The sequence below is a fragment of the Caulobacter sp. Root1455 genome (genome assembly GCF_001426905.1).
Classification (GTDB): domain Bacteria; phylum Pseudomonadota; class Alphaproteobacteria; order Caulobacterales; family Caulobacteraceae; genus Caulobacter.
Map to the genome: position 1 here is coordinate 176,185 of NZ_LMFQ01000024.1, position 20,408 is coordinate 196,592.

A 20,408-nucleotide genomic window follows, 5' to 3' on the forward strand; every position below is an offset into this window, starting at 1 on the left:
CGTCGCCGCCGACCTCGATCCAGAGGCGCGAAAAGTCAGCTAGCCGTGCGCCTTTTGATGCGCGGTCGCCAGGAGCGCGGCGGCCTGGGCCTTGCGTCCGTGATCGGCCACCTCGCGCCCCGGACGCGCCGGCGCGTTGACGGCGCGCTGTAGGGCGGTCTCGGCCCCGGCGTAGTCGCCCTGGCGCATCAGAAAGTCGCCGTAGAAGAAGTTGGGATCCACGCCGTTCGGATTGGCGGCCAGGGCCTTGGTCAGGTAGGCGCGCGCCTTGCCTGCGTCGCCGAATCCGATCGGGAAACCCGGAACCTGGGCGTAGAGCGAACCCAGGCTGGTATAGACCGAGCCGTCGCCCAGGGCGGCGGGATTGATCTTCTCGGCCCGCTCCAACATGCCCCGCGCGCTCTTGGCCAGCGACAGTCCGCCCATGCCGCCCGTGGCGCCGGCCTGGGTGGCCGTGGAGATCGCTTCCCAGACCAGGGGTTCGGCGCGGTTGGGATACTGCTTGGCCAGGGCGTCGGCTTCGGCCGCCAGCTTGGCCGCCTGGGCCGCTTGGGCTGACTTGTCGCGAACCTCATAGTTCACGTGGGCCCAATTGCGGGCCAGCCCGTCGACGCGGGCGTCAAACGTCGGATCAGCGGCCAGGGCGGACGTGGCGCCCAGGGCGACGGCCGCGACCACGGCCAGCATGGAAAATTTCATGATCAAGACTCCAGAAATCAGCGAGTGAACAGCCGCGCCGCCTTGCGGTCGTTGGCCGAAAGAGCGCCGTCGACGAGGCGCGGGAAGATGGCGTTGATCCGGACGAACAGGCTTTCGGGAAAGCCGAAATAGACGTCCCGCTTGCGGCCCCGGACAGCCTCGACGATCCGCTGGGCGATCAGCTCGGGCGGGTCCATGTTCATCTGGGTCAGCTTGGCGAACTCCAGGACCGCCGGCGAGTTGAGCGCCGTCTTGACCGCCCGCGGCGCCACATAGGTCACGTCGATCCCCGTGCCCGACAGCTCGCGCCGCAGCGCCTGGCTGAAACCGCGAAGCCCGGCCTTGGCGCTGGAATAGGTGACGAAGTGGGCGAAGTTGATCGAGCCGAAGATCGAACCGACATTGACGATCTGGCCGCCGCCGGCCGCCTTCATCCTGGGCAGGACGGCCTGGGTCAGCCGCACCGGCGCGATCAGGTTGACCAGATAGCTGGCCATCAGGTGCTCGGGCGTCTGGCGCTCGAAGGGCCCGAAGTGCTGGATGCCCGCCAGGTTGATGACGATGTCCCAATGACGCCGGGCGACAGCGGCCGCGGCGGCTTCGATCCCCTCGGGGGTCGAGATGTCGTGATTGAGGAAGGCCGCGCCGTTGGCGGGTTGGGCGCGATCCAGCACGACCACCCTGCCCCCCTCCTCCATCAGCTGCGTCGAGATCAGCGAGCCCAGGCCGCCGGCGCCGCCGGTCAGCAGAATGTTCTTGTCCTTAAACATAGGCCACCCGATCGTGCGGGATCGAGCGGAAGACGTCGGCGAAGCGGTCGAAGATCGCCTTGGCCACCTCGATGATCGCGGCCTGGTCGTCGGGGTCGGTCACCTCGTCCATCAGCTTCTGGAAGAAGACCAGATGCTCCATGTCCAGCGAGCCGTGCGAGGTCAGGTAGCTGAAGCACTCCGGCCCCAGGTTCAGGTTCTTGGCCACCGCCTCGGCGCCCTGGGTGGCCAGGCGCACACTGGTCCCCTCCAGCACGAAGACCATGCCGAAGAACCCCATCGGATTGACCTTGGCGATGTAGTCGTAGGCGAAGGCGACCATGCGCTGGGTGGTCTCGCGCGGCTCGCCCAGGCGCACCGCCTCGGGATCGCCGCCGCAATGGCGGATGTCGTTGAGGATCCAGTGCTCGTGACCGGTCTCCTCGGCGATGTACTCGTCCAGCGCGTGGCGGAACCGGTCATGGGCGTCGTCGAGGCGGGCTTTCGCCGCCTCCATCAGCGGCACCGTGTGCTTGACGTGGTGATAGGCCTCCGTGAGGTAGGCGACGTAGGTTTCGCGGGAGATGCGGCCGGCCAGGCCGTCCTGGATCTGCGGCACGCCGGCCAGGGTCTGCTGACCCTCGACGGTTTCGGCGACCAATCTCTGGAAGAACATCAAGTCGGGCTCCTATTGCGAGGCTTCGATGAAGTCGCGGTGACGCGACAGAAGGACCGTCCGACGCGGGCGGCCGTTGTTGGTGAGTTCGCCGGCGGCCAGGTCGAACGGCGGGCGGATCCGCCAGCGCTTGACCTGGGCGTAGTCGGGCAAGGCCTGGTTGGCGCGGGCCACAGCCTGGGCGATCGCCGCCTCGTCCATGTCGGGCAGCAGCGGCACGATCAGCGCGCCGAGCGCGGCCTGGGCCTCGCCGAACACCACCGCCTGGCGGATTTCGGGCTGGGCCAGCAGCTCGCTCTCGACCCATTCGGGCGCGACGTTGCGGCCGAAGGCGGTGATGATGGTGTTGCCGCGGCGGCCTTCGATACGCAGGAAGCCGTCGGCGTCGAACCCGCCCAGGTCGCCGGTCTGGACCACGCCCGTGTTCGGTTCGCCGCCGGCGTAGCCGAGGAACGGATGGGGTCCGACGACGATCTCGCCGTCCGGGGCGATCTCGACGGTCAGGTGCGACAGGGGCCGCCCCACGGCGCCGGCCTTGCGGGCGGCCGGGGTGTTGAGCGCCACGACCGAGGCGCATTCGCTCAGGCCGTAGCCTTCGTAGACCGGCAGGCCCAGGGCGTCGGCCTGGCTCAGCAGCTGCGACGAGACCTTGGCCCCGCCCACCGCCACCAGGTTCAGGGCGGGAAAGCGCGCGCCGGTGAAGGTCATCACCATCAGCAGAGCCCGCAGCAGTTCGGGCACGACGATAAGGCTGGTCGCCTCTTCGGCCGCGATCGCCGCGGCCAGGGCCGCCAGATCGGGCCTGAAGGGATTGTCCAGGCCCAGCGTCGCCGCCGGCAGCACGTGGTAACGCCCGCCGGCGATCAAGGTGGTGTAGAGGCCCGCCACGTTCTCGAGCAGGATCGACAGGGGCAGCAGCGGCAGGTGCCGGCCGGCATAGTCGGCGCCGATCGCCTCCACCAGGGACCCGGCCACGGCCTCCATCTGGGCCTGCGACAGGCAGACGCCCTTGGGCTGGCCCGTCGAGCCCGAGGTGTAGGTGATCTTGGCCGTGCCCGCGGGCAGCGGAACCGGAGGGGTCAGGCAAGGCGTCACGGCGAGCGGCGCGCCCGCCACGACGATCTGGCCCTCGCCCTCCGCCGCCTCGATCAGCAGGGTCGCGCCGGCGTCGGCCAGGGCATGGTCGCGCTGGATGGGGGTGAAGAAGCCGGGCAGCGGCAGGCTGGGCCAGCCCAGGCGGATCAGGGCCAGGTCCAGGATCACCCAGGCCGGCCCGTTGGGCAGGCGCACGGCCACCGGCGAACCCGGACGGACCAGCGGCGCGAAGGCGAACAGCGCCCTCGCCGTCCGGCTCACCGCCTCGCCCAGCTGGGCGTAGGTCCAGGTCGCCGACGGGGTGCTCAGCGCGACCGCCTCGGGCGTCGCGGCGGCGTGGGCGTCGATCGCCCGCAGGACCCGGCTCATTGGCCGACCTCCGGGCAGGCCGGGTGAAGACGGGGGCGGATGTTCTCGACCTGGACGGGCTCGGCCACCAGCATCTGGCTCAGGGGCTGCAAGGCCGGGCCGATCGCGCCGGCCAGCACTTCCGGATCGCGCTCGTAATAGGCGCCCCACTCGGTGGCCGCTTCACCCAGGCGGGACGGCTCGGCGCGGGTCAGGACCTGGGTCTCGAAGCCGACCCGGCCGAAGCTCCGGCGCAGTTGGCGCGTGGCCGTGGCCACGGCGTGGGTGCAACCGTTCTGGTCGAGATGACGGGCCAGGGCCAGGAACAGGAACATCGAGGCGCCCGCGCTGCCGGAGCCCAGATTGCCGATCTCCGCCACGCCGCAGCGCCCCACCGGCTCACCCAGCTTGCGGGCGATCGCCGCCTCGACCGGCTCGTCGAGATATTGCTCGAGGAACAGCGGTTCAGCGGCCGCGAACCGGAAGCCGACGGCCGCGTGGATGTGGCCCTCGCCGTCCTGCACGCTCATCAGCGTGGGATAATGATTGCGGATCACGCCGTTGAACGCCGAGGCGTAGGCGGCCTCGAGATAGACCTCCACCCTCAGGCGCTCCGGACGCATCAGGTGATGAATCGAGATCACCTTGGGCGCCAGGCCGGTGAAGCGCCGCATGCGCGCCTCGTCGAACCGCAGGCTGCCGCGCATGGCGCCGTCGTCCAGCATCATCACTTCCAGCAAGGCCGATCTCCAGGTCCTGGCGAGCGTCGGGACGCCCTTCGATCAGCCAAGACGACGTGATCTCGAAACCTCCTCAAAGGGATTGCGATTGCGCCCGGAGGCGGCATCGGAAAGACTGCGCGGGTCGCCGGATTCCCGGCGTCGAGCGGCCATGGGCCCGGAGCGCGGATCGAGTCCTTGGACGACAGCGACGTCCATCCCCTGCTCGCCTGCTATCTCGAACGGCGGGAGGAGCTGATGCGCTATTTCCGCGTGCGGCTGCGATCCGAGGAAGCCGCCCAGGACCTGGTGCAGGACATCTACCTGAAGATCACCCCGCCGCCGGCCGCGCCGATCGATAATCCCGCCGCCTATCTCTACCGGCTTGGCACGAACCTGATGCTGGACCGGATCAAGACCCAGCGTCGCGCGGGCCAGCGCGACGCGCAGTGGCGAGACGCCGGCGCCGGCGCCGCGGACTGGGACACGGCCGACGAGCCCCGCGCCGACGACGCCCTGGCCGCCCGCCAGCGCCTGGCCCAGATCGTGGCGGTCGTGAACGACCTGCCGCCCGCCGTCCAGGAAGCGTTCCGCCTGCACAAGCTGGAAGGCCTCAACCACGCGGAGACGGCGGCGGCCATGGGCGTGTCGCGCTCCAGCGTCGAGAAGTACATCATGACCAGCCTCAAGCGCATCCTCGCCAAGGTGGGTCGATGAGGTTCGGAAACATTCTCAAGAAAGTTTGGAGGCGCCTTGGCGTTTGTGGCGTCATTGGGGCGAGCAACGAGGCCTGGGCCTCAGGGAACGGTGAGCACCGATGAGCGGCGCGGACAGCATCAAGGCGATTGACGCCCTGCGCGACGAGGCCGTCGCGTGGCTGGTCCGCGTGCAGTCGGACCAGGCCACGGCCGACGACTGGGCCGCCCTGACCGTCTGGCTGGAAGCCTCCGACGACCATCTGATCGCCTTCGAAGCGGTCGAAAGCCTCGCCGCCGAACTGACGGACCGCGCATCCGAGATCGCCCCGAACCTGACGCCGGCGTCGTCGCGGGTCGTGCCGCTGCCGCCCCGCCGCGCCGTCCTTCCCGTCTGGTCCGCCGCCGCGGCCGCCGCCGTGATCGCGATCGTCGTCGGCCCGATGGCCTGGCGCGGCTACCAGGGCGCTCCGACCGTCTACCAGACCCGGCCCGGAGAAACCCGCGAGGTCGCGCTGGCCGACGGCACGCACATCCGAATGGACGCGGCCTCGACCCTGACGGTCCAGCTGGGCTGGCGCGCGCGGCGCGTCCAGATGGCCGACGCCCAGGCGACCTTCGACGTCGCCAAGGACCCGGGACGCCCCTTCCTGATCTCGGTCGGCGACCAGCAGGTCCGCGTCGTCGGCACCGAGTTCAACATCCGCCACTACGACAAGACCGTGCGGGTGACCGTGCGTCGCGGGATCGTCGAGGTGCGCCAGCCCGCCCTGGGCTCGACCCCGGTGGCCCGCCTCGTGGCCGGCCAGAGCCTGAGCCATGTCGAAGGCGCGTCCAGATCGGTCCAGACCGCCGCCGATCCCGGCCCCGCCTTCGCCTGGACCCAGGGCCGGATGGTCTGCGACGACGAGACCCTGGGCGACATGGTCGCCTATCTGAACCGCCGCTATCCCGTGCCGATCAAGATTTCGCCCGCCCTGGCCGGCAAACGCTTCTCCGGCGTGCTGGAGCTGGGCGACCAGGATCTGGTGGTCAAACGGCTGGCTGGTTATTTCTCGCTGTCGGTGCATCGCACCGACGAACAAATCGAACTACGGTAGCGCCGTCCTGAAGGCTGGAGGGCGTTTCGTTGCGAGCTGACGCATGGCGGCGCTGGGCGCTGGCTTCCAGCTTCGCGTGCGTGGCCGGATGGGGCGGTTGCGCCTCGGCCGCCCAGCCCCGCCTGAGCTTCGACATTCCCAGCAAGCCCCTGAAGACGGCGCTGGTCGATCTGGCCGTCCAGGCCGGCGTCTCGATCAGCACCCAGGCCGCCGCCGGCTGCGCCCCGGCCAGCCGGCCCGTTCGAGGGCGCTTCACCCTCCAGGACGGCCTGACCCGGATGCTGGCGGGCACGGGCTGCGGCTTTCGGATGATCGACGCCGGCGCCGTCGAGATCGTCAGGCTGCCCGCCGCCAAGCCCGTCGCCCGAAAGGCCGCCCCGACGGAGCCCGGTCCGTCCGCCGCGCTCGACGAACTGGTGGTGGTCGCCACCCGCCGCCCGACCCCGGCCGATCGCCTGGCCTACGCCGTCAGCGCGGTCGAAGGCTCGGCGATCACGGGACAAGGCCTGCGCGACGCCAACGACCTGGCGTTCACCGTTCCCGCCATGACGGTGACCAACCTCGGCCCTGGCCGCGACAAGATCATGCTGCGCGGCTTGTCGGACGGACCGCTGACCGGCCGGACCCAGTCGATGGTCGGCCTCTATCTCGACGACACCCGCCTGACCTACAACGCCCCGGACCCGGACCTGCTGTTGATCGACATCGCCCAGGTCGAAGTGCTGCGCGGGCCGCAGGGCGCGCTCTACGGCTCCGGTTCGCTCGGCGGGGTTCTGCACCTGGTCACCGAACCGCCGGCTCCGGATCGCTTCGAGGCCTGGATCGCGGGCAGTGTCGGCGCGACGCAAGGCGGCGACGGCTCGAACGGCCTGTCGGGCATGGTCAACCTGCCGATCTTCAAGGGCCGGGGCGCGGTCCGCGCCGTGCTCTATCGCGACCAGCAAGGCGGCTATATCGACGACGCCGGCCTGAACCTGACGAACGTCAACCGCTCCCTCCGCTCGGGCGTCCGCCTGAACGTGAAGGTCGACCTGGGCGGCGGCTGGACCCTGACCGGCGGCGGGGCCGCCCAGTTCATCAATTCCGACGACACCCAGTACGCCCTGACGACCGAACCGCCCTACACCCGCCGCAACCAGGTGCGCGAGCCGCACGACAACGACTTCGCCGAGGCGCACCTGAACCTGAAGGGCGAGATCGACGGGATCCAGGCGCGGTGGACGATCTCGGCGGTCGATCACGACATCACGAGCCGCTACGACGCCAGCGCCGCGCCGCCCATCGCCCTGGCGCCGGGGCCCGCCGCCTATGACGACGACGATCGCACTCACAGCGTGGTGACCGAAGGCTCCCTGGCCTCGCCGGAAGACGCCCGGGTGCAATGGCTGGTCGGCGCCTTTCTGGCCCGCACCCATCAGGACATCGAGCTGGCGTTGACGCGTCTGGCCGACGCGCCCGCTCAAGCCCTGGCGGAGACGCGGCGCGACACGCTCAACGAGGCGGCGATCTACGGCGAGGCCACCTTGCCGATCGGCCGATCCCTCAGCGCCACGCTGGGCGGCCGGCTGTTCAAGTCCAAGACGCGGGTGACCAGCCTGGCCACGACCCTGGCCGGCCCGACCGCGCCGTTTTCCGGCGCGCTGGAAAGCTCGGGCTTCGCGCCGAAGCTGGTGCTGGCCTACACGCTGTCGCCCAGCGCCCTGATCTATGTCCAGGCGGCCGAAGGCTACCGGGCCGGGGGTTTCAACACCACCGGACCGCCCGGTCAGGTGTTCTCGCCCGACGACCAGGTCGAGCCGCGGCGCCGTTATGACGGCGACGAGCTGTGGAGCCTGGAGGCCGGCGGCAAGGTCTCCCTGCTCGACGGCCGCCTGCGTCTGCGGGCCGGGGCCTTCCAGGCCAGCTGGAAGGACATCCAGAGCGACCAGCTGCTGCCCTCGGGCCTGCCCTTCACCGCCAACATCGGCGACGGGCGCAACCTGGGCCTGGAGTTCGAAGGCAGCTACCGCGTGGCCGGACTGCAGCTGGGCGCCAACCTGTTGTTCAATTCGCCCGAACTGGAGAAGGCCAATCCCGCCTTCCCGGTCCGCAAGGACGTCAGCCTGGCCGGCGTGCCCCATCGCGCCGGCGGCGTGACGATCCACTACGACCGGCCGCTGGGCTCGGACCTGACCCTGGAGCTGGACGGCCGCTACGCCTATGTCGGCCACTCCCGCCTCACCTTCGACGCCGCGACCGCGCCCCTGATGGGCGACTACGCAACGGGTCGCCTGGCCGTCGGTCTGGCCACGCCGCGCTGGCGGTCGACCCTGGCCTTGGACAATCCGACCAACGCGCGCGGCGACACATTCGCCTACGGCAATCCGTTCTCGCTAAGATCGACCGACCAGGTGACTCCGCTCCGTCCTCGCACCCTCTCCCTCAGCGTCCGCGTCGCCTACTAGGCGGCGGGTTCGCGCATCCAGGAAGACCATCGCCATGCCTAGGTCCTATCGCCACGCCGAAGCCCACCTGGTCTCGCGGATCGGCTGGCTGCGCGCCGCCGTCCTGGGCGCCAACGACGGTCTGGTCTCGACCGCCAGCCTGATCGTGGGGGTCGCCGTCGCCTCGACCAGGCCCAGCGAGGTGCTGGTCGCCGGGGTGGCCGCCCTGGTGGCCGGCGCCATGTCGATGGCGGCCGGCGAGTATGTGTCGGTCAGCTCGCAGTCCGACACCGAAAAAGCCGACATCGCGCGCGAGACCGAGGAGTTGAAGAGCGACGGCGAGGCCGAGCACGCCGAACTGGCCCAGATCTATGTCCAGCGCGGTCTCGAGCCCGAGACCGCCAAGATCGTGGCCCAGCAGCTGATGGCCAAGGACGCGCTGGACGCCCATGCCCGCGACGAGCTGGGCATCTCCCTGGCGACGACGGCGCGGCCGGTGCAGGCCGCCCTGGCCTCGGCGGCCAGCTTCACGGTCGGAGCGGCCGCGCCGCTGATCGTCGCCGCCCTGGCGCCGGCCCAGGCGATCGTGCCCAGCGTCGTGGTGGTGGCGCTAGCTTGCCTGGCGCTCTTGGGCGTGGCCGGGGCGAGAGCCGGCGGGGCGCCGCCCTGGCGCGCGGCGGCGAGGGTCACCTTCTGGGGCGCGCTGGCCATGATCGTGACGGCCGGCATCGGCCGTCTGGTCGGCACGGCGATCTAGCGCCAGGACGGCGTCGAGGATCGCGCGCGCACGCAGATGATCGATCAGCTCGCCCAGCGTCTCGCAGCGAGCAAGGTCATAGTCGGGCAAGACGACGTCGCACTGGTCCTCCAGGACGGCGACCAGGGTCAGGAGGTCGTCGGTGGAGATTTCGAGGGCGTCGAGCGGATATGACCGACCTAGGTGACCTGCCTCAAAGCCGATGGATCGAGCCGTAAGATTGAGCAGAACCTTTTCAGAGACAGGGTCGTGGGCTGGGGTCATGGTGACGTCCTCCTGCCCCAACGACGACGGGCTGAACCGACCACCTCAAAGGTTATTGCGGAGGCGCACATGTCCTGGATCGCCTCACATCAGCCCCGCCCGCCGATTGGATGGCGACCGCTTATTTGAAGGCGGCAGGACCACCAGAAAGACGATCGTCGCGGTCAGGACGACCGGCGCCATCGGACCATTCAGCGCCAAATCCACGATCGAGCGGCTTGTCGAGAAAGCCGCCAACCGTCGCCCTCCAATGGACGCGTCAGGATAAGGGCGATCCAGAAGACGTCATGGAGCGTTTCATGCCACCAGGGTCCGCGACGGCCGACGGCATGGCGTCGCGCCGAACCGGAAGCTGAGCGAAGATTTCGGCGCCCGTGGCGGCGAAGTGCGCCTGACCGAACCGGTCCAGCACCCGCGACCGGGCGACCTCGCCCATTCTCGCCAGCTTGTAGGGCGCGCGCAGAAACCACTTCAAGGCCTTGGCCAACTCCTCGTGATCACGGGGCGGCACGACCCGTCCCGTCAGGCCATCCACCACGCTGTAGGGCATCTCGCCCACGGCGGTCACCAGGGTCGGCAAACCGGCCTGCATCGCCTCGTGCACCGCGATGCACAGGCCTTCGCGCCGCGACGGCTGAAGATACAGGTGCAGCCCGGCCAGGAACTCGCGCGGCGTGTCGCAGAACCCGGTGAGGAAGACGTTGTCCAGACCGGCCCGGTCGATCATGGCCTGCAGCCGTTCCCGTTGCGCGCCCTCCCCGGCGATCCGGACCTCGAACGGCGTGGGAGACCTGAAGCCGGTGTCGCGCAGATGCGCCAGGGCCTTGATGAGCACGTCATAGCCCTTGGCGGAATGCAGGCGCCCGAGGGCGCCCAGCTGCAGCGTCTCGCCGGGCCGCCAGGGCCTGGCCTGGGGCGCGGCCGGATCAGCGGCGAACAGAGGCCAGGTGGCCAGACGGTCGGCCTTCACCTTCAGGCGCGAGGCCGTCAGGGCCGTGACGCTGTGGGAGTCGCCGATCCAGAGGCCCGACAACCGCCGCGTCGCGCGCAGCAGCAGACGGTTGGCCGGCTTCAGGAACGCATTGTGCTGCCAGCTGACCACCGGCACGCCGCGGCGCAGGCCGACGATCTGGCCCAGCAGCGTGGCGCGGGTCAGGGAGGTCCACAGCAGGTCGGGCTGTTCCTCGGCGACGAGCCGGTCCAGCCAAGCCAGGGCGTCGAGATGATCCTTCTCGCCGCCGGGCCGGACACGAACGTCCAGGCCTTCCCGGATCATCGGCGGCAACGCCCGGCCGTCGCGCCGGGTCAGGGCCAGGATTTCGACCCTCGCGCCCTGGGCCGCGAGCACCTTGGCCACGGCCGGGACCGGCAGGGCCGCCCCGCCGCCCTCGAGGGAGTTGATCACGTAGAAGATCCGCATCAGAACGTCCCCGTTCGGGTTAGGGCCGCGTCGGCGAGGCCGACCGCCTCCGGGGCGGGCCAGGCCTGTCCGGCGAACCGCGCCACGGCCCGGGCCGCGCGCTCGGCCGAGGGCTCGTCGGTCAGGTCGAAGCTCTGGTTGAACAGGGCCTCCTGCACCGGCCGCCAGACGGTCTCGTGCTCCCGGCGGGACCGCTCCATGGCGGAGCCCAGATCGGCGAGGTCCTCGATCACCGGCCCCGTGCGCCAATGGCCGAAGTTGGGGTCGCCGGCCCAGGCGATGCGGTGACTGTTGAGGAAGACGCAGGGCCGGGGCTTGAGCATGAACTCGTAGACCTGGCTGCTGACGTCGCCGAGATAGAGATCGGCGCGCTGGGTGTAGGCCATGGTCGTCGAGGCCCGGCTGCCAAGGTCGATGTGGATGTTGGGCGCGCGCAGATAGCGCTCTTCGATCCGCCCGGCGCGGTCGAGCCGCAGCTTGTCGATCGTCGCCACGAAAGGCCGCTCGAACAGCATCACGTGCGGCGCGAAGATCAGGTGGTGATCATCGTGCTCGACGAACCAGTCCAGCACCCGGCGACCGTCCTGGTACCAGGACGACAGGTGCGGCGAGACATGCGGATTGTAGAGCACCACCGGCCGGCCGTCGTCGAGCAGCGGATGAGTCGCTCGCCGCGCCGGCAAGAGATCGAACTTCGGATAGCCGACGATCGAGATCCTCGCGGGATCGACGCCGGTCTCGTGAACCAGCCGGTCGCGGATCTTGCGCCCGGAAACCAGGACATGGTCGAAGCCCGCGCTGGCCTTGTCGAACCCGATGGCCCGATCGCCGGCGCCGTGGCGCGTGTGGATGATCTTGAGGTCCCGCAGGCCATGGCGGGTCTTGAGGATCAGCGAGGTCTTTTCGGCGACCACCAGGACGTCGAGCGACCGGAAGAAGTCGAGGTTGTCGCCGTAGATCAGCAGTTTTGTCGCCGGCAGCACGGCCTCGGTCGTGGCGGCCAGCAGTCTGGACGCGCGCCGGGTCAGGTCCAGTTCGACCAGGCTGACGCCATGACCGACCAGGCCGCCGCCCAACCGGATCACCTCGGCGGTCAGTCGCCGGTTGGTGGTGGCGACCACGATCTCCAGATCGCGACCGCCTCGGGCCAGGGCCAGCGCGATCGGCAGGCTGTGGGCCACTTGATGGATCTGATCGTGATTGAAGAGAAATCCGATGCGCATGGCCCAACGACGCCATGCCCCTCGAAGTCCCTCAAAAAACATTCAACGCGCAAGACGGCCCGCGCTCGGGCCGTCGGCGGCCCGGGAAGCTCATCAAGCCAAAAGCCGCATCGGTCGATAGCGCCTTTGGCTTAGACCCGACGCCGGCGCCGCCATAGGTTTCCCTCAGTGAACGGTCACGCGGCCAGGACGCCGCGACGCCTCGCGGGCGACAAGGACCGACGACGAGCGAGGAATTTATGACCAGAGTGACCCCGTCCGAGATGGCCAAGCAGATCGGCGGAGGACTCCTGTCGTTCCCCGTCACCCATTTCGACGCTCAGCACCAGTTCACCGAAGCCCCCTATCGCGAGCATTGCGCCTGGATGCTGCGGCACGAGCTGGCCGGCCTGTTCGCGGCGGGCGGCACCGGCGAGTTCTTCTCCCTGACGCCGCCCGAAGTGGCCAAGGTGGTCAAGGCCGCCGTCGAGGAGACGGCCGGCAAGATCCCCGTCGTGGCCGGCTGCGGCTATGGCACCGCCATCGCGGTCGACCTGGCCAAGGCGGCCCATGACGCCGGCGCCGACGGCCTGCTGTTGCTTCCGCCCTACCTGATGAACTCCACCCAGGAAGGCCTGGCCGCCCACGTCGAGGCGGTGTGCAAGGCCACGCCGCTGGGCGTGATCGTCTATAACCGCGACAACGCCATCCTGACCGAGGACACCCTCGAGAAGCTCTGCGACCGCAACCCCAACCTCGTCGGCTTCAAGGACGGGGTCGGCGACATCGAGCTGATGATGCGGGTCTATGCCCGCATGGGCGATCGCCTGACCTATATCGGCGGCCTGCCGACGGCCGAGACCTTCGCCTTGCCCTATCTGCAGATGGGCGTGACCACCTATTCCTCGGCGATCTTCAACTTCATGCCGGAGTGGGCGCTGGACTTCTACAAGTCGGTCCGCGCCCAGGACCACGCCGCCGTCATGGCCGGCCTGAGCGACTTCGTCCTGCCCTATATCAACCTGCGCAACCGCGGACGCGGCTATGCGGTGTCGATCGTCAAGGCCGGCATGAGCGTCATAGGCCGCGACGCCGGCCCAGTGCGCACGCCGTTGACCGACCTGACCGACGCCGAGCGCGCCGAACTGAAAGTCCTGATCGACCGCGCCCAAGGCGGCGTCCCGCGGCTCGCGGCGCGGGGCTAGGCCCCCGGTCGGCGGTCGCGGTCCGATGAGCGATGCGGCGGTCAAGCGGGCCAAGCTCCTGGGAACGGCTACCGCCCCCGCCGGCGATCGCCTAGTTTCGCCGATCCATGGGATCACGAGCGGGCGGTTTCCGATGTTCGAACTCAGTCAGCTGCGCTGCTTCGTGGCCACCGCCGAGGAGCTGCATTTCGGCCGCGCCGCCCAGCGGTTGAACATGACCCAGCCGCCGCTCAGCCGGCAGGTCCAGTTGCTGGAGCGGATCCTGGGCGTCACCCTGCTGGACCGCACCAGCCGCTCGGTGCGGCTGACGCCGGCGGGGCGCGCCTTTCTGCTGGAGGCTCGCCGCATCCTGCGGCTGGCCGAGAGCGCGGCCCTGGCCACGCGCCGCATCGCGGTGGGCGACGCCGGCGAGGTCGCCATCGGCTTCACCGCCGCCTCGGGCTACAACTTCTTGCCGCGCCTGGTGATCCTGTCCCGCGCCAGATTGCCCAACGCCGACCTGACCCTGCGCGAGATGGTCACCCGCGAACAGGTCGAGGCCCTGCTGACCGGCCGCATCGACGTCGGCCTGGTCCGCCCGCCGATGGAGCGCGCCGAGTTCGCCACGGCCCGGGTGCTGACCGAGCCCCTGGTCGCCGCCCTGCCCACCGGCGACGCCCGCCTGGCCAAGGCGTTCCTGACCCTGGCCGACTTCGACGACGCTCCGCTGATCATGTATTCGGCCGAGGGCGCGGGCTATTTCCACAACATGTTGACGACCCTGTTCGACGCCAACGGCGTGTCGCCCAACTACGTCCAGCACGTCACCCAGATCCATTCGATGCTGGCCCTCGTCCATGCCGGCCTCGGCGCGGCCCTGGTGCCCGAGGCGGCGATGAGCCTGCATTTCGACGACGTGCAGTTCCGGCCGGTCGCCACCACGCCCGACCGACCGGTCGAGCTCTACATGGCTTGGCGCAAGGACAACGACAGCCCGATCCTGCAGTCGTTCATCGACCTGTGCATGGCCGAGGCCTCGCCGGCGGAGACCGTCGCCGACTAGCCGCCCTCTCCTCGGGAGCGGGCCAAGAAACTTGGGGAGAGACCGCTCATGACCACTCATCGCCGCGCTGTCCTGGCCGGGGCCGCCGCGGCGAGCCTGGCCGGGCTCGCCTCCCCTGTCGGCGCGGCCACGGGCCCGATCGCCGCCACCCGCCACGGCAAGGTGCGCGGCGCGGAGGTCGAGGGCGTCAAGGTCTTCAAGGGCGTGCGCTACGGCGCCGACACCGCGCCGCGTCGCTTCATGCCCGCCCTGCCGCCCCGGCCCTGGAGCGGCGTCGCCGACGCCCTCGCCTACGGCCCGGCCTGTCCCCAGACCAAGATCCAGGAGGCCACCAGCGAGGACTGCCTGTTCCTCAACGTCTGGACCCCGGCGCTCGATGAAAGGAAGCGGCCGGTGATGGTCTATGTGCACGGCGGCGCCCACGCCAACGGCTCGGGCTCGGACCCGCTGTATGACGGCGTCAACCTGGCCCGGCGCGGCGACGTCGTGGTGGTCACCGTCAATCACCGGCTCAACGTGTTCGGCTACTGCTACCTGGCCGACCTTGGCGGGCCGGACCTGGCCGACAGCGGCAATGTCGGCAATATGGACCTGGTCATGGCCCTGGCCTGGGTGCGCGACAACATCGCCGCGTTCGGCGGCGATCCGGCCAACATCACCGCGTTCGGCCAATCGGGCGGCGGCGGCAAGATCGTCACCCTGATGGCCATGCCCTCGGCGCGCGGCCTGATGCACAAGGTCGCCACCATGAGCGGCCAGCACGTCACCGCCATGGGCCCGATCCACGCGACGATCCGCGCCAAGGCCTTCATGGAGAAGCTGGGCCTGCGCCCCGACCAGATCGACACGCTGCGCAAGCTGCCCGCCGAACAGCTGGTCGCCGCCCTGAAGATGCCCGACCCGCTGGAACGCAAGGGTTCGATCATCTTCTGGTCGGTGATGGACGGCGGCGTCCTGCCGCGCCATCCATTCTACCCCGACGCGCCCCGCGAGAACGCCCATATCCCGATGATCATCGGCAACACCCACGACGAGACCCGCGCCTTCCTCGGCGGCGATCCCCGCAACTTCTCGATCACCTGGGAGGAACTGCCCGAACGCCTGGCGCCGGAGCTGGTGCTGGACGTCGAGCCGCGTCGCGTCATCGCCCGCTACCGCGAGCTCTATCCGAACTACACCCCGTCCGAGGTGTTCTTCGCCGCCACCACGGCCGGGCGCTCGTGGCCGGGCCATCTGATCCAGGCCGAGCAGCGGGCCAGGATCGGGGCGCCGGCCTGGATGTACCAGCTGGACTTCGGCTCGCCGATCGACGGCGGCAAGCTGCGGGCCTACCACAGCTTCGACATCGCCCTGGTGTTCGACAATCTGGGCGCGCCGGGCTCGAAGACCGGCACGGGCCCCGCCGCCCGCGAGGTGGCCAACCAGATGAGCGAGGCCTTCCTGGCCTTCGCCCGGACCGGCGATCCCAACTGCGCGGCGATCCCGGCCTGGGACAAGTACACCCTGCCCCGGCGTTCGACCCTGGTGATCAACGAGACCTCGGCGATGGTCGACGATCCGCGCAAGGAAGAGCGTGAGCTGTTCTCGGTGGCGCCGTTCCTGAAGGAAGGAACCTAGGACGACGCCCGCCCCCCGGTGGGGGAGGCGATCGCGCGGCGATCGGTGGGGGGAGTTTTAGGATCGCCGATCCTGGATCCGCCATCGGCCGATCACTCCCCTCGCCGACACCTCCCCCACGGGGGGAGGACCTTGGAGGCACGGCTTCGCCGCCTCACGCGGATCACCGCTGAGCTGGTGGGAGGGTGCGAAGCGCCCGGGCCTCGCCCGGATGATTTGCAGTTTTGATTACCGTTTCGACGAAGTTCAGGCGCTTCACGTGGAACCGTTATCCGGAAGCCTTCGGATCGCGGATTTTTAACCCGCTCCGATGGAGGCCCCCGACGGGCGGAGAGTTGGCGCTCTCCGGACCGCCTGGGCGATTTCAGCCCAGGCCTGCCGCGTCCGCCGATCCTTCGCCGCCCGGGCTTCGTCCTGTGTTGCAAGGAACCTGCCCAGGACCGTCGCGAAGGCGCCACTCAAGGCCACCGACNGCACGGCTTCGCCGCCTCACGCGGATCACCGCTGAGCTGGTGGGAGGGTGCGAAGCGCCCGGGCCTCGCCCGGATGATTTGCAGTTTTGATTACCGTTTCGACGAAGTTCAGACGCTCCGCGCGGCCGTTATCCGGAAGCCTTCGGATCGCGGATTTTTAACCCGCTCCGATGGAGGCCCCCGACGGGCAGGACGTTGGCGCGTCCTGGACCGCCTGGGCGATTTCAGCCCAGGCCTGCCGCGTCCGCCGATCCCTTCGCCGCCTGGGTTTCGTCTCGACCAAGGAGAACCTGCCCAGAACCGTCGCGAAGGCGTCCACCGAAGGACCACCGACGAGCGCTTCCCGCTCGACCACCCCCGAAAGCCGCATCGGTCGCCGTACGTGCGCCCTCCCCATGCTCTCAGGTGGGATTAGGATACGGGCGGTTTGGAAGGTGAGGACCAAATCGGATCGAGAAAATTCAGGGCGTTGAAATCTCGAGGGTTTGTTCGCTATGCGCAGAGCGTAAGCGCTCGCGACCCACTCTCTCCGGGAGAGGGTTACGCGATGCGATCCCACGGGAAGCTCAGAGTCGGCGCGTTGACGTGCCGCTTCATCGTCAACGTCAGGCGCGCGCCCGTCCCAGGCGCCAGTCGCACGGTGAAGGCCGATGCGTTCACCGCCACCGGCGCCCCGCCGTCGATCGAGACGCTCAGCAGCTGGTGCTCGCCATAGCCGCCGCCCTGCACGGTCACCGTGCGCGCCTTGACCTGGTTGGTGTTGACCAGGCTCACCGTCGCCCCGTCGTCGCTCAGGGCCTCGACCAGGGCCGCGACGTCCTCGGGCACGCCCGCCCTTCGGCGCTCGGGATCGAAGTAGCGCAGCCTGGCATAGAGCAAGGCTCCGCCCTGGGCCGGCGAGGTCGGCGACCACGGCGGTCGAGCGATGTGGATGCCGCCCTGCATCAGATGGATCAGCGCCGTGGCGCTGGCCGGATTGATGTCCAGCGCCGCGTCGGCCAGGCGGGTCTTGGGCGTCGAGCGGTCTTCGCGCTGGGCCTGGGCGCGGGCCCGGACCCGTTCGATGTCGGCGCGCAGGACCTTGGCGGGGAACTCGGGATCCTTGCCGTCCAGATAGGTCAGCCAGGGATGGTCGGCGGCCCGCGAGCGGTCCGAGGCTTTCATCGACAGGTACCAGATTTCCAGGCCGTTGGTCCGGTACTCGCCCGGCGCATAGCCGTACCAGCCCTGGTCGCCGTACATGCGCGGGGTCTGGACCTTGCCGTCGATGGTCTTCTTCTGGGCGTTGATGACGTCGGCCTGCCTGCGCCAGACCTCCAGGTACTTGTCGTCGCCGGTCAGCAGATAGGCGTTCATGAAGCCGACGATGGCGCGCGGCACGCGGTTGCGGTCCTCGCGCTTGCCGGTCTGGGGCACGACCGGGCTGAAGCCCCAGCCATAGACCCCGCCCCACCACTTGCCGTCGGTCGCGCCGCCGATCTTGCCGTCCAGGCCGATATTGCTGGGCAGCACCCCCCCATTGGCCTTGGCCCGCTCGGCCCAGGCGTCGACATAGCCCAGCAGCCAGTCGCGGTATTTCGGCTCGTGGTCCAGCATGTAGGCGTTGAGCACCAGGCTGGTGACCTGCAGGTTCAGCGGCCCGTCGCCGATCACGTCGGTATATTCGTCGTAGTGGTGCAGCGTTTCCTCGTAAGTCCGCTCGCCGTGCTCCATGAAGAAGTCGTCGACCTTGAACGGGTCGCCGGCCCAGTCCAGCGGCGTGGCCTTGCGCAGCATCGGGCCGCGGCTGCCGGTGATCATGCTGCGGATGATCTTGTGCCTGGGGTCGTAGTTCGGCGCCCCCGGGTCCTCGTTCATGTAGAAGCCGGAGAATCGCTTGACCCGGTCGCGGTAACGGGCGTCGCGCGGGTCCGACAGCCCCAGCAGATTGAACACCGACAGTCCCTCGGACAGGTGCTGCCAGTCGGTCATGACCGGAAATTCCTTGTAGTACATGCCTTCACGGGCGAACGGCACGTCCTTGGTCCTGGCCAGGGTGTACTGGCGGACATTGCCTTCGTAGGCCTTCTTCGACAGCTCCAGCAGCCGCTCGCTGCCGCCCAGGGCGTGCAGGTGCGGCCAGTCGTTGACGTTCTCGATCGCGTCGTCGGGACCGTCGTTGGCGCCCCAGCGCTCGACCGCCAGCAGAAAGCCGCGATCGTCGAAATAGCGGGCGAAGAAGGCTTCGCAGGCCTCGGCGTTGGCCTTCAACAGCTCGCGCTCCAGCAGCGCCCACTCGGGCGGCGCCATCGGGGTCTTGATCTCGAGCGTGGGCGCGGGGGCGGCCAGGACCGGCGAGGCGACGCTCGCCAGCAGCAGGGCCGAGGCGGTGCGGAGGAAACGGCGGCGGGTCGTCATCGATCGCTCCCTCAGGCCGGCTTCAGCACAAGGCGCTGGATCTTGCCGACGATCAGGAAATAGGCGGCGATGGTGATCAGGCAGTGAACGCCCACGAAGATCAGCGCCCCGTCGAACGAGCCGGTCCCCTTGACGATGTAGCCGATGACGATCGGGGTCACGATGCCGGCGATGTTGCCGAAGGTGTTGAAGATCCCGCCCGTCACCCCGGCCATCTCCTTGGGCGAGGTGTCGGCGACCACGGCCCAGCCCAGCGAGGCCACGCCCTTGCCGAAGAAGGCGACCGCCATGATCAGGATGACCAGCCATTCCTGTTCGACATAGTTGCAGCCGATGATCAGCGAGGCCAACAGCATGCCGATCAGCAGCGGCGTCTTTCGGGCGACGTCCAGCGAGCCGGTCTTCTTGAGCAGGCGGTCGGAGATGATCCCGCCCAGCAGCCCGCCGACGAAGCCGCAAAGCGCCGGGGCGGCGGCGGTGAATCCGGCCTGCAGGATCGACAGCCCGCGCTCCTTGACCAGGTAGATCGGGAACCAGGTGACGAAGAAATAGGTCAGCACGTTGATGCAGTATTGGCCCAGATAGACGCCCAGCAGCATGCGGCTGGTCAGCACCTGGCGGACGTTGCGCCAGGTGAATCCCGCGCCGCTGTCGTCGCTCTTGTCCTCCATGCGCACCAGGCCGCCGCCGGCCTCGATATAGTCGAACTCGGCGTCGTTGATCGCCGGATGTTCGGTGGGCGCGTGGACGAACCTGACGAACACGAAGGCCGCCGCGACGCCGACGCCGCCCATCACGAAGAACACCGAACGCCAGCCGAACTGGTGCACCAGCCAGCCCATCAGCGGCGCGAAGGCCACCAGGGCGAAGTACTGGGCGGCGTTGAAGATCGCCGACGCGGTTCCTCGCTCCGAACCCGGAAACCAGGCCGCCACGATGCGCGAGTTCGCGGGAAACGACGGAGCTTCCGCGAGGCCGACCATGAACCGCATGGCGAACAGCGTGACCGCCGCCGCCAGGCCGGTGAACAGGCCGCCAAAACCCTGCAGGGCGGTGAAGAACGACCAGACCAGCAGGGCGATGGTGTAGATCTTCTTCGACCCGAAGCGGTCGAGCAGGGCGCCGCCCGGGATCTGGCCCAGCACATAGGCCCAGGCGAAGGCCGACAGGATGTAGCCCATGGCCACGGGATCCAGTCCCAGTTCCTTGGACGCCGACTGACCGGCGATCGAGAAGGTGGCCCGGTCGGCGTAGTTGATCGTGGTGATGATGAACAGCAGCAGGATGATCAGCCAGCGGACGCGGGTCCTTCTGTCTGCGCCGTCGGCGGTCTGCGCGGTCATCGCGTCCCCTTCCCTGTCGTCTTTGTTTTGATCGCGGGTCCGATCCGATCAAATCCCGCGTCGCCCCGATGGAGGGACCTTGAGACGGAAGCTAGAGACCGTAGGCGGGTCGGTCTAAGTCAAATCGCCTATCGACCGATCCACCGGCAACATCGATGAGGCCCCAACGGCGGCGCCTCGAAGC

The 20,408-nt window shown here is 69.1% G+C and carries 17 protein-coding genes; 8 read left to right on the forward strand and 9 right to left on the reverse strand.

The window, feature by feature from the left end; all coding sequences use genetic code 11:
- Nucleotides 1-39: 39 nt before the first annotated feature.
- The 5 genes from ASD21_RS18220 to ASD21_RS18240 are packed head-to-tail and all read right to left on the reverse strand — an operon-like array spanning nucleotide 40 to nucleotide 4,298.
- Nucleotides 40-699 (reverse strand): tetratricopeptide repeat protein, encoded by a 660-nt coding sequence (locus tag ASD21_RS18220; protein WP_056444612.1) that lies wholly within the window; start codon nucleotides 697-699, stop codon nucleotides 40-42.
- A 17-nt stretch (nucleotides 700-716) separates the two neighbouring features.
- Complete coding sequence (locus ASD21_RS18225) at nucleotides 717-1,469, reverse strand: SDR family NAD(P)-dependent oxidoreductase (RefSeq protein WP_056444615.1); 753 nt, start codon at nucleotides 1,467-1,469, stop codon at nucleotides 717-719.
- Nucleotides 1,462-2,124, reverse strand: coding sequence for a TenA family transcriptional regulator (locus ASD21_RS18230; RefSeq protein WP_056444618.1), 663 nt, complete (start codon nucleotides 2,122-2,124; stop codon nucleotides 1,462-1,464). The genes ASD21_RS18225 and ASD21_RS18230 overlap by 8 nt, the downstream gene beginning before the upstream one ends.
- Nucleotides 2,125-2,136: 12 nt before the next feature.
- Nucleotides 2,137-3,588: an AMP-binding protein gene (locus ASD21_RS18235; protein ID WP_056444621.1), complete on the reverse strand. Its 1,452-nt coding sequence runs from the start codon at nucleotides 3,586-3,588 to the stop codon at nucleotides 2,137-2,139.
- A complete protein-coding gene (locus ASD21_RS18240) occupies nucleotides 3,585-4,298 on the reverse strand; it encodes a thermostable hemolysin (RefSeq protein ID WP_235524935.1) in 714 nt (237 codons plus the stop codon). Before ASD21_RS18240 ends, ASD21_RS18235 begins: the two co-directional genes overlap by 4 nt.
- Nucleotides 4,299-4,484: 186 nt before the next feature.
- On the opposite strand from ASD21_RS18240, the gene ASD21_RS18245 reads away from it, so the two are divergent.
- The 5 genes from ASD21_RS18245 to ASD21_RS24110 all read left to right on the forward strand — a co-directional run bounded on the left by ASD21_RS18245 (nucleotide 4,485) and on the right by ASD21_RS24110 (nucleotide 9,435).
- Nucleotides 4,485-5,003 carry an RNA polymerase sigma factor gene (locus ASD21_RS18245; RefSeq protein ID WP_056444627.1) on the forward strand — a complete coding sequence of 173 codons (519 nt, stop codon included), beginning with the start codon at nucleotides 4,485-4,487 and terminating at the stop codon, nucleotides 5,001-5,003.
- A 100-nt stretch (nucleotides 5,004-5,103) separates the two neighbouring features.
- Nucleotides 5,104-6,081 (forward strand): FecR family protein, encoded by a 978-nt coding sequence (locus ASD21_RS18250; RefSeq protein WP_056444629.1) that lies wholly within the window; start codon nucleotides 5,104-5,106, stop codon nucleotides 6,079-6,081.
- Nucleotides 6,082-6,110: 29 nt separating this feature from the next.
- Nucleotides 6,111-8,525, forward strand: coding sequence for a TonB-dependent receptor (locus ASD21_RS18255; RefSeq protein WP_056444632.1), 2,415 nt, complete (start codon nucleotides 6,111-6,113; stop codon nucleotides 8,523-8,525).
- Between the two features lie 34 nt (nucleotides 8,526-8,559).
- Nucleotides 8,560-9,261 (forward strand): VIT1/CCC1 transporter family protein, encoded by a 702-nt coding sequence (locus tag ASD21_RS18260; RefSeq protein ID WP_056444635.1) that lies wholly within the window; start codon nucleotides 8,560-8,562, stop codon nucleotides 9,259-9,261.
- Between the two features lie 36 nt (nucleotides 9,262-9,297).
- The gene (locus ASD21_RS24110; protein WP_156398427.1) at nucleotides 9,298-9,435 is read left to right on the forward strand and encodes a hypothetical protein; all 138 of its coding nucleotides are present in this window, start codon (nucleotides 9,298-9,300) and stop codon (nucleotides 9,433-9,435) included.
- Nucleotides 9,436-9,784: 349 nt separating this feature from the next.
- Here ASD21_RS24110 and ASD21_RS18265 read toward each other — a convergent pair whose 3' ends face one another.
- Complete coding sequence (locus ASD21_RS18265) at nucleotides 9,785-10,945, reverse strand: glycosyltransferase family 4 protein (protein WP_056444638.1); 1,161 nt, start codon at nucleotides 10,943-10,945, stop codon at nucleotides 9,785-9,787.
- On the reverse strand, nucleotides 10,945-12,126 hold the full coding sequence (locus tag ASD21_RS18270) for a hypothetical protein (protein WP_235524914.1): 1,182 nt from the start codon (nucleotides 12,124-12,126) through the stop codon (nucleotides 10,945-10,947). Before ASD21_RS18270 ends, ASD21_RS18265 begins: the two co-directional genes overlap by 1 nt.
- A gap of 281 nt (nucleotides 12,127-12,407) precedes the next feature.
- Between ASD21_RS18270 and kdgD the strand changes: the two genes are divergently transcribed.
- The 3 genes from kdgD to ASD21_RS18285 all read left to right on the forward strand — a co-directional run bounded on the left by kdgD (nucleotide 12,408) and on the right by ASD21_RS18285 (nucleotide 16,011).
- Entirely contained in the window at nucleotides 12,408-13,352 is a 945-nt protein-coding gene (kdgD, locus tag ASD21_RS18275; protein ID WP_056444643.1) for a 5-dehydro-4-deoxyglucarate dehydratase, read from the forward strand.
- A gap of 133 nt (nucleotides 13,353-13,485) precedes the next feature.
- Complete coding sequence (locus tag ASD21_RS18280) at nucleotides 13,486-14,394, forward strand: LysR substrate-binding domain-containing protein (protein WP_056444646.1); 909 nt, start codon at nucleotides 13,486-13,488, stop codon at nucleotides 14,392-14,394.
- 48 nt (nucleotides 14,395-14,442) lie between these two features.
- Nucleotides 14,443-16,011, forward strand: a complete 1,569-nt coding sequence (locus ASD21_RS18285; protein WP_056444649.1) for a carboxylesterase/lipase family protein — start codon at nucleotides 14,443-14,445, stop codon at nucleotides 16,009-16,011.
- Nucleotides 16,012-17,024: 1,013 nt separating this feature from the next.
- On the opposite strand, the gene ASD21_RS18295 is transcribed toward ASD21_RS18285, so the two are convergent.
- Both ASD21_RS18295 and ASD21_RS18300 read right to left on the reverse strand, forming a co-directional pair.
- Nucleotides 17,025-18,881, reverse strand: coding sequence for a hypothetical protein (locus ASD21_RS18295; RefSeq protein WP_056444655.1), 1,857 nt, complete (start codon nucleotides 18,879-18,881; stop codon nucleotides 17,025-17,027).
- Nucleotides 18,882-18,892: 11 nt separating this feature from the next.
- On the reverse strand, nucleotides 18,893-20,224 hold the full coding sequence (locus tag ASD21_RS18300; RefSeq protein ID WP_056444658.1) for an MFS transporter: 1,332 nt from the start codon (nucleotides 20,222-20,224) through the stop codon (nucleotides 18,893-18,895).
- Nucleotides 20,225-20,408: the final 184 nt, after the last annotated feature.